Below are 12338 nucleotides of genomic sequence, written 5' to 3'. Positions count from 1 at the left end.
TGTTATTTTATCCCGTTATGTCACAGACCACTGCGATAACGAACGCTTAAAATCAGCGTAGTCAAACTGGTTAAGCTTTTGAATCTCACCGCTTGAACGTTCACAGTAAACCGACGGCATGCGTAGACCGTTAAACCAGTTTAGTTTCACCATGGTGTAACCAGCGCTATCAAGAATGTGCAGACGTTGACCGATTTCTAATGGCTGATCAAAATTCGCCACACAGAACTGGTCACCCGCCAAACATGAGCATGAGCCGATAACGTACTCGTGTTCACCATTATCACACGCTTCTAGAATCGAAGCCGGCTCATTATAAATCAGAGTATCTAAACGATGTGCTTCAGTGGCTGAGTCAACAATTGCCGTTTTCTTCACATTTTCAACCACATCAACCACCGTTACGACCAGATCGGTGGTCTTAGTGATAATAGCTTCGCCCGGCTCTAGATACATTTGCACGCCGTGTTTTTCAGCGAACGCTTTCAGCGCTAAACCAAGCTTGCTGATATCGTATCCAGGCCAAGTAAAGAAGACACCGCCGCCCATGCTGACCCAATCAAGTTTATCTAAATACTCACCAAACTGCTGTGAGATGGAATCGAGCAAGCCAATAAACGCATCGACATCTTTGTTCTCACAGTTCATGTGAAACATCACGCCATCTATACCGTCAAAAATTTCAGGCTTGATGTGATCAGCCTGTACCCCAAGGCGAGAGAACTGACGTGCGGGATTGGCTAAATCTTGCCCCGCATAGCTCACGCCTGGGTTCAAACGAAGGCCAATCGATGCTTTACCTTCCACAATGTGACGGTGCGCTGCGAGTTGAGACTGTGAGTTAAAGATCATTTTATCGCAAATGTCTGCCACTTCACGCACGTCATCTTCACTGTAACCGACACTATAAGCGTGTGTTTCACCACCAAAGGTTTCATGGCCAAGCTTGACTTCAAACGGGCCCGAACTCGTGGTGCCATCTAAATATGGCTTGATGATGTCAAATACTCCCCAAGTTGAGAAGCATTTCAGCGCCAGAACAAGCTTGACGCCAGAGATCTCTTTGAGTTGTTTGGCTTTCTTTAGGTTCTCTATCAACTTATCTTCATTGATCATGAAGTACGGAGTTTTAAGTTGGTTGTGTTGCATTTAAATACCTTAAGCTCCCTCGCGTAAACGAAGGCACTATCAATATAAAATCGAACAAAGCCGACGCAGGTGCATCGGCTTACATTTAGATTTCAAATAAGAGAAATGACGTTCTTATTTCAACTTGTGGATCACAGGTTGACTCGGTTCTAGCTCTTGTACGTGCCAATCTAGGCCGATAGCAGGCATCGTTTCTAAGAACGGATCTGGGTCTAGCTGTTCCATGTTGAACACGCCTTTATCTGCCCACTTGCCGCGGAAAAATTGTAGTGCCGCCGTGATCGCAGGAACACCAGTGGTGTAAGAGATCGCTTGGTGCTCAACGTCTTCATATGCCACTTCATGATCAGCGTTGTTGTAGATAAATACGCTGCGCTCCTTGCCGTCTTTCTTACCTTGAACCCAGGTACCAATGCACGTTAAGCCTGTATAACCCGGCGCAAGAGATGTTGGGTCTGGAAGCAGTGCTTTCAAAACGTGTAGCGGCTGAACCACGGTACCGTCGTGTAGTGTGAGCGGCTCAGGGCTTAGCAGGCCGATATCACGCATTACATTGAAATAGTTTAGGTAACGGTCACCAAACCCCATCCAGAACTCGATACGTTTTGCCGGAATAAACTCTTGCATTGAACGCACTTCGTCATGTGCCATTGAGTAAACTTTGTGCGAACCACAGTTCGGGAAATCAAACTCAAGCATACGAGAATGACAAGGCACTTGTTTCCACTCGCCATTTTCCCAGTAGAAAGAGTCGCCTTGGATCTCTAACATATTGGTTTCTGGGTCAAAGTTAGTCGCGAACTTCTTGCCGTGGTCGCCAGCGTTAACATCCATGACGTCAATAGTATCGATTTCATCAAACAAATGTTTCACAGCATAAGCGGCAAATACGGATACTACGCCCGGATCGAAACCAGCTCCTAGAATACCAGTGATGCCTGCTTGTTCGAACTTCTCGCGGTAGCCCCATTGCCAGTCGTACGCTTGTGGTACTTGTTGGCCTTCGCTGCACAAGTCGACTGCAACCGAAGTATCTAGGTACGATACCTTAGATTGGTAACACGCTTCCATGATTGACATGTTGACCCATGGAGGACCTGCGTTGATCACAAGATCAGGCTGAACTTCTTTAATAAGAGCAACGAGAGAGTCAACGTCATCGGCATTGACTGCACGAGCTTCTAATTTCTTCGATGGATCTTTCAGGTTATTTTTATTCTGAATAGATTCAATGATTTTTTCACATTTGCCCACGGTTCGTGATGCAATGGTGATATCACCCAGAACGTCGTTGTTTTGCGCGGCTTTATGTGCAACTACCCAGCCAACGCCGCCTGCACCAATTTGTAGAATTGCCATAGTTTTCGTTACCTTTATTTCGCTAGCTCAACCGCTAGAGTATTAATTTTATTTAGCAAAGATTCGAAGTCCGAGATCTTCAAGCAAGGGTTTAGTATTGTGAATTTAAGGGCCGATTTACCATCCACAACAGTCTCTCCAAGTACCGCTACACCACGTGTTAGCGCTTCTAGTCTTAGCGTTTTATTGAGTTCATCTAGGTCGGTATTCCCCTGCACTGCGCGGAATAAAACGGTCGACAAAGCAGGTTCTGCCAATAACTCCAAACTGTCATTACTGCGCACTAAATTTGCCACTTGCTGAGTTTGTGCCAAGAGATGATCGTACATTTCACCTAAAGTGGCTGGGCCAACATTTTGCATTGTCATAAACACTTTCAATGCATCAAAGCGCTTAGTTGTCGCGATAGACTTGTCGACCAAGTTTGGCAGCTCATCATGTTCACGGTTCAAGTAATCTGCATGGTGCAGAAGAAACTTGAAGTTAGCTTTGTCGTTGACCAGTAAAGCACCGCAGCTAATCGTTTGGAAAAACAGCTTGTGGAAATCAACGCTTACCGACGCTGCGCGTTCAACGCCTTTAAGACGGTTCTTGTGGCTACTTAGAATCAATGCACCACCGTACGCGCCATCAACATGCATCCACATCTGATGCTTGTCAGCCATATCCGCGATAAAATCAAGATCGTCAATCGCTCCGTGATCGGTTGTACCCGCGGTACCCACGATAGCAAAAGGAATCAAACCTTCAGCTTTTGCCTGCTCAATGACTGCATCAAGCTGAGTGACATCCATCGTACCGTCTACGTTGGCATCTACTGCTAAAATCGCTTTTTCACCTAATCCCATCCAAGAGGCGGATTTTTGTACCGTAAAGTGAGATTTCTTTGAACAAATAATACGCAGTTTGTCTGCATAGTCAGGAAGACCAAGCTTTTGGATCGAATGTCCCGATAACGTATCGGCAATCCAGTCGCGTGCGAGCATGAGTCCCATTTGGTTACTTTGCGTGCCACCACTGGTAAAAATACCGTCTGACTGCTCGCCAAGGTCGTACTTTTCACATAGCCAGTCGGTGACTTTCTGCTCGACATAGGTCGCAGATGACGCCTGATCCCAAGAGTCCATCGATTGGTTTAACGCCGCAATCATTGCTTCCGCTGCCACGGCTGGCATTAACGGCGGAGTATGCAAGTGCGCAATACAGTTGGGATGTTGGGTAAAGATAGCATTCTTCGCCACAAGGTCCGCGGTTTCGCCAATCACATCGATAAGCGAAGCATTCTTGTTATCGAGGTCAACGGCGTTGATCGCACTTTGCAAAAGCTTAGGATCCAGACCAGAGTATGGAGCGTCGACTTGTTCAAATAACGACTTCATTGTCGCCGTAGTGTGGTTCATCACCTTAGCAAACTCGTGACTTCCCATCTCTCCGGTATGGATAAAGTGCGGCTTCCAACTTTGATTGGCTTGCTCAGCATCAATTTTATTGGCGCCTGAAACTAACATGGCTTCTTCAATCACACGCAGTGCAAAGTCGATCTGCTCAAAAGAGATAATCAACGGCGCAAGGAAACGAATCACCGAGCCGTCACGACCACCCTTTTCGATCATCAATCCACGCTCTAGCGCCGCACGTTGAATGCTTAGGGTAAGCTCACCATCCGATGCAGGCTCTCCAAACTTGTTCAGCTCATTGCCCGGCTTACGGATTTCAACACCCAGCATCAACCCTTTGCCACGGACCTCAGCAATACAGTCAACACGTTTTTGGATCGCTTCGAGACCATGACGTAAATATTGACCAGCAATATTGGCATGCTCAACAAGGTTATCACGCTGAATAATTTCAAGAGCCTTGGCGCCTGAAACCATCGCAAGTTGGTTACCACGGAACGTACCCGTATGCTCACCAGGCTTCCATGTATCGTGATCTCTTTTAATCACCAATAGCGACATCGGCATACCACCGCCGATCGCTTTCGATAAGCAGAGCACATCAGGGACGATACCTGCCTCTTCGAAGGCGAAGTTGTAACCTGTTTTGCCAACACCACATTGAATTTCGTCAAAGATAAGTAGGATGCCATGCTCATCACAAATGCGGCGCAACTCTCGCAGCCAGAACGCTGGTGCAGGGATAACGCCGCCTTCACCTTGAACGGGCTCTACCACGATAGCGGCAGGCTTCATTATTCCTGCTTCATCATCGTGAAGAAGACGTTCGATATAACGAATGCTCGCTTTAGCCCCTTCATCACCGCCTAAACCAAACGGGCAACGCAAGTTATATGGGAATGGCATAAAGTGGACGTCAGACATCAAACCTGTACGACGTGCTTTTGTACCTAAATTCCCCATCATTCCCATGGTACCATTGGTCATACCATGGTAGGCACCACGAAAAGCAAACATGGTATTACGCCCAGTCGTCTGCTTAGCCAGTTTAATCGCTGCTTCAACCGCATCTGCGCCTGATGGGCCACAAAATTGAATCACACAATGATTGCCCAATTGCTCAGGCAAAAAGTCTTTAACGGCCTTAATGAACTTGGTTTTCGCTTCAGTGGCGATGTCCAATGTTTGATATGGTAAACCGCTGTCAAGTTGGTCTTTAAGCGCTTGGTTGATCTCTGGGTGGTTATAACCCATTGCCAACGTGCCAGCTCCAGCCAAACAATCGAGAAATAATTGACCACGCGTATCTTCCACGAGCGCCCCGTATGCCTGTTTAATAGCAATAGGGAGTCGACGAGGGTATGAACGAACGGCAGATTCATGCTGCTCTTGGTCAAGAAGAACCTGGTCTGGAGTAAGATCGTAAATACCTTCCAGAACGGGAACCTGAGTAGAAAAAGGGGTTGCGATAAATGAATTATCGACTTCAAAGGCGGTGCTCATGATGTAATCCCTTGAAATAGTTTTATTTCCCTATTCAGAAACCAATTCTAGAATGAGGGCAAAGCAAAGAGTCACGCACTAAAATAAAGTAGCGTGTACGACAAATCGCTCCATCAAAGATGGACTATATACTGGTAATTAAATCAAGGTTCAGTAATGCAACTGTCTTGTAGAACAGGGCATTGAGGAAGAACGAAGCTGATTAATGGTTGTTTTTTATGTGAATTCAATGTTGGGTTTCCCATTCACATGCCGCTAAGCGACATTAGTATCCCGTCTATCGACAAAAGGACTTGTCGATACCTACCCTACGTGATGCTCACTCAGCCCGAATGTCATCACGCGTATCCCCCAGAATATCTTTTCGACTCATCTCCGAGATTGCGGCGAAAATTATCATAAAATGCGACGCACTGGCAATAATAATTTGTCGTCAAGAAGCAAAACTTTTATCTATTTATCAAAACAAAGGTAGCCGAATTGAGACCTGCTTTTGTTACACTTTGCCATCGAAGTTACACAGTATCAGTCTTTAGAATTTGCGTTAACATCTCCATCTCGTTAAGTGTGCCGTTATCAATGAAGACAGGGAAATGATAATGTTCACTTAAAATAAACAAGCGCTCCAGTTGGAGCGCTTGTTTCGTCTAAGAACTAGCACGATGATTGTTGCTCGAAATCTACCTACTGCGCGACAGTAACGGCTTTCTTTGGTAGTGAGAATCGCAACAAGAAATAACCAAGCACGGCAGCCGTCGTTGATCCCATCAAGATACCAAGTCGAGCATAGGTATCAAACTCAGCGTTAGCTTGACCAAAGGCCAGTGAAGAGATGAAGATTGACATCGTAAAGCCAATACCACACAACACAGAGACCGCAAAGATATGCTTGAAGTTAATCCCTTCAGGTAATTTAGCAATACCCAGCTTCACTGCCGCCCAACTGAATGTATAAATACCTAATGGTTTACCAATCAACAGGCCAAGGGCAATACCAATAGGCAACGCAGTACCTAAAGTCCCAATCGAAATGCCCTCAAGAGAAATACCAGCATTAGCAAAGGCGAACAAAGGTAAAATACCGAAGGCGACGTAAGGGTGCAGCGCATGCTCCATATGTTTAAGCGGCGAGTGATCTCCTTTCTTGCCTTGTAATGGAATAGAAAAACCAATTACAACACCCGCTAAAGTTGCGTGCACACCTGATTGGAGTACCGCGAACCAAAGAATTGCCCCGACTACCATATACGGAGTTAACTTAGTGACTTTCTTATTATTGAGTAAAACTAACGCCGCCGTCATCGCGAAACCTATCGCAAGCGCTGTGGTAGAAAGATCACCTGTGTAGAAAAAGGCAATAATGACGACCACACCTAAATCATCGATGATCGCAAGCGCGAGTAAGAATACTTTTAAACTAACAGGAACACGATTACCTAGTAACGCCATGATACCAAGCGCGAACGCGATGTCAGTGGCTGCAGGTATTGCCCAACCTTGAATGGCTTGTGGATCGTTATAGTTAAATAGAACATACATGAGGGCCGGAGCCAACATACCGCCTACAGCGGCAATGGCAGGAAAGATGGCGGTTTCCCTAGATTTTAACGCCCCTTCGAGCAGCTCTCGTTTTACTTCCAAGCCAATAAGTAAGAAAAACACAGCCATTAAGCCGTCATTGATCCAATGAGAAACTGACATACCCAGTAAGTAAGTGTGCAGAAAACCTTGGTATGCATCGTTGAGATCAGTATTTGCGATCGTCATTGCGATAGCCGCCGCTATCACAAGAAGTATGCCACCGGCAGACTCCATTTTGAAAAAATCGCGAATAGCATCAGTCATGATATTGCCCTTATATTAATTATTTACATAAGCGAGTAGCACAGAATAACTCATGAGTGTATAGAGTAAGCTACTTTGATAATAATCGCTTGTTTAGAGTTGTAACTTCGAAAATACCGATATAAACAACTTTAAACCACTTATTTTTTTTCAGTAACCATCGGCAATATTGACCACTTTCCCTAAGCAAGTCAAAAACCACTTGTCATTTCCTGACCTGTGGCTCGTTTAAAATACTACGCTATAACGCTGTACTAGTAACCAACTAGCTGTATAAAGCCTTGCGCTTGGTGACTGCCTTACGTTTCAATGCGGCTTTGCCAATAAGGAAAGGAGCAATTTACCACTGACTGAGTTGCAATCGATTTTCCGTTAGCGATGACCGTTGTGTGAAGAGGTACAATAATCAATTGATCATTCTTGAGTTGGATCACTTTACCATCGTTGGTGGCAAGAGCACCAAGCAGATAGGGCATCCGCTTACAACGAGTCACGCAGAGACTTCATTGGTGTGTTTCGAACCATTCTTAAAACCGGTATTGCACCTGCCAGCATCAAAGAACCCATCGCTAGTGTGACCGAATAAAGGTATTCTTGAGGAATAAATTGCAGCTCAATGGTCCAACCAAATGAATGCTTGATGATAATATCGACCACAAGGCTCGCCAAAGCCAGCCCGAGAGGCATCGCAATCAGTATTGAGATAGCACCAAAAACAAACAACTGCAAACTGCCCATCACGATCAGCTCTCGTCCAGACATTCCCAAACAACGCAATAACGAAATATGCCGTTGACGCGAGATTTCTCCGGCCACTGTCGCAAAGAAAATACCAAACACCGCAATCACCAAAGTAATGTTACCCAGTGAATCTGCGATAGAGAAGGTCCTATCAAATACACGCATTGCCTGATCATGAATGTAGCCAGTATCAAAAATGCGCTGAGAGTCGATTCTGAACAGCTTTTCGAGGCGGTGCTGCAATGCTTTTGTCTCGGCTTTAGGATCAAGCACAACACCTAAGGCAACACTGCCAGTGCCACCAAAAGCATAAAGCCAATTCCGATGAGAAAGCAGTATTTGGTTATAGCGGTTACCATAATCGTAATAAACTCCGCTCACCAACCAGCCATCACCCAATTTACCATTGAGGTTAATAATATCACCGGGACGTATGTCCATTTTAAGCGCCATCGATTCACTGATCATCACGGCTTTGGCTTGATGAAGATAATACCAATAATTAGGAACTCCAAGTTTAACCGTTAACGAGTCAAGTTCGCCTTCTGATGCCCCAGTACTCACCGCTTGCAACAAACCTTTATCGGTTGATATTTCTTTCTCCCAGCGCCACCAAACCGAATTAACTTCAGGTTGCTTCGTTAACCAAGCACTTATCCTTGTCGCTGATTGACTATTTGGATAAATATACAAGTCGGCAGCTAAACGCTGACTTAGCCATTTTTCGGTTGTATCTCGAAAGCTCCCGACCATGGTTTCAATACCAATATTGGCTGCCATCGCCAACATAAAAGCCATCGTCGCAACTCCGCGATAACTCATGCTCGCAGCCGCATCACCAAAAAACCAACGTGCTTTAACCCAACGAAGCGAGTAAGAAAAACCTTCAAATACCCGCCAGATAATGTAAGGCGTACACAGTGCCACACTCAGCAGCATCAGCACGATGATTGCAAAGCCCAACTCCTGACTTCTTGGCGCCTGATAGATAGCCACCGCTGAGACACAAAAAACACACGCGAGTAACGCTTGGAAGGTAAACTCTTTACCGGTAAAGCGAGTCAACGACAGCCTTGTGGTTAACCGTGAAGGCGGTGAACGCAGCAGACGAACCAAAGGCCATGCACAAGCGGTTACCGCCCCCAATGCCGACATCGCTAAACTATATAAACTTGCGTGCCAACTCCAAGCCACCGACAAACCGACATTGGCATCATAGAGATCGGCCAAGCTTGCCGATACAGAAGGAATCAATTGCTTGGCGAGCAACATACCAAACAAATTACTGCACATCCAACTAACAACGACCAACACAATCAGCTCTAAAAACAGCGACTGAGCAAGCTGCCAGCCTGAAACGCCCATTTGTCTAAGTAAGCCGACCAAACGCTGACGTTGAGTCAAAGAGAGTGATATTGCTTGATAAAAAATAAACAGTCCGACCAGAAATGCCAGCATCCCCATGGCACTGAGGTTGATATGAAAAGCTTGGGTAAGAGACTCAAGCTCCATACGCGAACTATGGCTGATCTCTATCCCGTTTGGCAACATAGCTCTGAGCATTGCCAACTTCTCTTGTGGCATTTCACTACAAGCAATAAAAGAGATACCAGCACTGCGCTCTATCATGCGTAGTAGTGCAATATCAGCCACGATGCGGGGTCCAGATATTACGCCTTCCGAATCAATGACAATAGGGCCTATCATGCGACCGTCTTGCAATTGGATGGCGTCATTTGCCTTCCAACCCATATGCGCAGCTAACTCGCTACTGACCATAATGGGATAAGGAGGACGCATCAAAACTAAAGACTTAAATTGACTAAGTTGAGCCTCTTGCTTGAAATGCATCATGGCCGCAGGGTCAATACCCATTAGATTAATATCGGTCCCATCGACGGTTTTTACCCGAACATTATCAAACGGCACGCATTGCTGGAAACCATCGCGACGGAGTTGAACGTAAAAACCTTGAGGTATTTTGTTAGGAGAGTGCTTAGAACGAATTCGGTAAGGAAGAGGATTATCAAACAGTTTTTCACCATGCTCATAACTGGCACGAGCATGGTCGTTAATCAAAGTAACACCAACAAGCAATGAGCCGCCAAGTGTCAACCCCAACCACACCAGCAATATTTGCAACGGATAACGTCGATAGTGACCCAGTAACGCCTTAAGTACGGGCCATAACATGCAATTGCCCTCCTTGCAGCCTCACTTTTCCTTCCATGTGCTCTGCCACACGTTGACTGTGAGTAACCAGTAACAGTGTGCAATTAAGCTGTTTGGTTAGCGATCTCAACAAGCGCATCACCGCTTCGGCATTACGTTCATCGAGACTGCCAGTAGGCTCATCCGCTAATAGTAGTTTGGGTTCCATATACAGTGCGCGTGCAATCGCCGCTCGTTGTTGCTGCCCACCTGAGACTTCTTCAGGATAACGACCCAGCAGCGGCATCAAATTGAGTGAGGAGAGAATCTGACGCCATAATCCTTGATCTTCAGGTAGCCCTTTTAACTGACGACAAAAACGAATATTGTCTGCGATATTCAAAGTCGGAAGTAAATTAAACTGCTGAAAAATAAGACCAATATTATTTCTTCGATAAGCCGTACGTTTGTTTTCTGTGACCTGATGCATCGAAAAGTCCGGAAACAGCACTTCACCAGAATCGACCGTATCAAGACCTGCGATCAAGTTAAGCAAGGTACTTTTACCTGACCCACTTTCACCCATCAAAGCGATTTGCTCACCTTGCTGCAAAGACAACTCAGCACCTTGTAAAACTGGGTGAAATTCTCCCCCGTCTAAATAGCCTTTACATAGGTCTGTCAGTTGTAACATTGAAACTCTCAGTAACGTAAATTTAGGCTGTGAATCTACACTAAATCTCACGCTCAAGAAAGCATTTTGGACTCTAGATCACAGGATATGCACTCAAGCGATATAAAACCACGCCTAACGTCTAATTTTCAATCAAATTTCGAATCCATTTACGAGTACGGGTACGATGAAGTGAACCAAACCACTTGATAAGCTCTTCGGTTAAAAACAACAGATAAATCCACTGTGGCTCCCAGCCTAATCCGATCGCGGCGAACGCCGCTAATGGAATTCCAATCAGCCATTGTGCAACTAAGTCTTGATAGAGGCAAAACTTCACATCGCCGCCAGCACGCAATATGCCAACGATAGTCATCATTGGGACGGAGCGCAGAATAATGCTCAAACTCAGCACAATCATAAACTTTTCAGCCAATGCTCTGGTTTCAGGGGTTAAAGCACTAAAGGCATCCAACACGCTACCCTGCACAACATAGAGTATTGCTGCGACCAAAATGCCGACGATTAAACTAAGTAACGTCACACCAATCGCTTGGTAATACACCGCTTCATAATTTTTAGCGCCAATCTGATTTCCCACTAACACCGCAGCAGCATTAGACATACCAATCAAAAGTGCCAACGAAATAGACTCAACCGGAGTCATTACCGACAGTGCCGCTAAACCTTGCACACCCGACTGCCCCATGATCGCATGGTAGGCAAACAACCCCCCAGCCCAAGCAAGAAAATTAAACGTAGTCGGTAGAGAGAGTTTAAGAAATTTAATCACTCGTGGTAACTCAATGACCGAGCGAATATCCTCAAGGCCAAACGCGAGAAGGTGCTTTTTAGCGTACAGATAGCCAAAAAGTGTCACCACTTCTATCGCGCCACTCATTACCGTCGCGATCGCAGCACCTTTGATTCCCATTGCCGGTATACCAAGCTTACCGAAGATCAATACCCAGTTGAGGAAAATATTCGACACAATCCCGATGCCACTAAAGAAGGTGCTAATACCAGGCCGATGCATAGCTCGTAAGCCAACGGACATACTGGCAACACCCGCAACTGCAAACATGGTCACAGAGGTAATCACCAAGTACTCACTGCCTAGACGATTAACGTCGGTATCGTTGGTCGCAAGCCCCATTATCTGCGTCGGAAACAAAATAAACAAACTCGCTGTCAACGCGGCAAAGATTGTACAAACTAGCCAGGTGAGCGCCGTACTTTCACGAACCCCCTGACGATCGCCAGCTCCCCAATACTGCGCCGTCAGCATTGCCCCACCTGTGGTGACGCCCACCAGCATAATGGTCGTCACAAACGTGGCTCGTGCGGCGACCCCAACAGCAGCAATTTCAGCCTCACCGAGCTGACCGAGCATTAAAACGTCAACCAAGCTACGGCTCGAAAACATAATGCTTTGTAACGTTATAGGCATCGCGATCGCAATCAAACGGCGAATAAAATCACCACGGGTGTGGTGTAACACTTGTGAAAACATCGTAGTG

The 12338-nt window shown here is 45.9% G+C and carries 8 protein-coding genes; all 8 read right to left on the bottom strand.

What is annotated here, in order from left to right; genetic code table 11:
- Positions 1 to 15: 15 nt before the first annotated feature.
- Positions 16 to 1149: a carboxynorspermidine decarboxylase gene (gene nspC, locus CDZ87_RS03805; RefSeq protein ID WP_100752247.1), complete on the bottom strand. Its 1134-nt coding sequence runs from the start codon at positions 1147 to 1149 to the stop codon at positions 16 to 18.
- A gap of 114 nt (positions 1150 to 1263) precedes the next feature.
- A complete protein-coding gene (locus CDZ87_RS03800; protein ID WP_100752246.1) occupies positions 1264 to 2508 on the bottom strand; it encodes a carboxynorspermidine synthase in 1245 nt (414 codons plus the stop codon).
- Between the two features lie 14 nt (positions 2509 to 2522).
- Positions 2523 to 5408 (bottom strand): pyridoxal phosphate-dependent class III aminotransferase, encoded by a 2886-nt coding sequence (locus CDZ87_RS03795; protein WP_100752245.1) that lies wholly within the window; start codon positions 5406 to 5408, stop codon positions 2523 to 2525.
- 684 nt (positions 5409 to 6092) lie between these two features.
- A complete protein-coding gene (nhaA, locus tag CDZ87_RS03790) occupies positions 6093 to 7253 on the bottom strand; it encodes a Na+/H+ antiporter NhaA (RefSeq protein ID WP_100752244.1) in 1161 nt (386 codons plus the stop codon).
- A gap of 299 nt (positions 7254 to 7552) precedes the next feature.
- Positions 7553 to 7747, bottom strand: a complete 195-nt coding sequence (locus tag CDZ87_RS16975; protein ID WP_157806446.1) for a hypothetical protein — start codon at positions 7745 to 7747, stop codon at positions 7553 to 7555.
- Positions 7734 to 10187 carry an ABC transporter permease gene (locus tag CDZ87_RS03785; RefSeq protein ID WP_100752243.1) on the bottom strand — a complete coding sequence of 818 codons (2454 nt, stop codon included), beginning with the start codon at positions 10185 to 10187 and terminating at the stop codon, positions 7734 to 7736. Before CDZ87_RS03785 ends, CDZ87_RS16975 begins: the two co-directional genes overlap by 14 nt.
- Positions 10168 to 10839 (bottom strand): ABC transporter ATP-binding protein, encoded by a 672-nt coding sequence (locus CDZ87_RS03780; protein WP_100752242.1) that lies wholly within the window; start codon positions 10837 to 10839, stop codon positions 10168 to 10170. Before CDZ87_RS03780 ends, CDZ87_RS03785 begins: the two co-directional genes overlap by 20 nt.
- 121 nt (positions 10840 to 10960) lie before the next feature.
- Positions 10961 to 12331, bottom strand: a complete 1371-nt coding sequence (locus CDZ87_RS03775) for an MATE family efflux transporter (protein ID WP_100752241.1) — start codon at positions 12329 to 12331, stop codon at positions 10961 to 10963.
- Positions 12332 to 12338 lie beyond the last annotated feature (7 nt).

The organism is Vibrio salilacus (assembly GCF_002811245.1).
In the GTDB taxonomy this organism is placed as follows: Bacteria; Pseudomonadota; Gammaproteobacteria; order Enterobacterales; family Vibrionaceae; genus Vibrio; species Vibrio salilacus.
Note: the sequence above shows the minus strand (reverse complement) of the source record. Positions and strands in the feature narration are given on the sequence as shown.

What these genes read in the sequence shown, in the direction of transcription:
- nspC (WP_100752247.1), bottom strand. Translation starts at nt 1,149, where the DNA reads ATGCAACACAACCAACTTAAAACTCCGTACTTCATGATCAATGAAGAT.
- CDZ87_RS03800 (WP_100752246.1), bottom strand. Translation starts at nt 2,508, where the DNA reads ATGGCAATTCTACAAATTGGTGCAGGCGGCGTTGGCTGGGTAGTTGCA.
- CDZ87_RS03795 (WP_100752245.1), bottom strand. Translation starts at nt 5,408, where the DNA reads ATGAGCACCGCCTTTGAAGTCGATAATTCATTTATCGCAACCCCTTTT.
- nhaA (WP_100752244.1), bottom strand. Translation starts at nt 7,253, where the DNA reads ATGACTGATGCTATTCGCGATTTTTTCAAAATGGAGTCTGCCGGTGGC.
- CDZ87_RS03785 (WP_100752243.1), bottom strand. Translation starts at nt 10,187, where the DNA reads ATGTTATGGCCCGTACTTAAGGCGTTACTGGGTCACTATCGACGTTAT.
- CDZ87_RS03780 (WP_100752242.1), bottom strand. Translation starts at nt 10,839, where the DNA reads ATGTTACAACTGACAGACCTATGTAAAGGCTATTTAGACGGGGGAGAA.
- CDZ87_RS03775 (WP_100752241.1), bottom strand. Translation starts at nt 12,331, where the DNA reads ATGTTTTCACAAGTGTTACACCACACCCGTGGTGATTTTATTCGCCGT.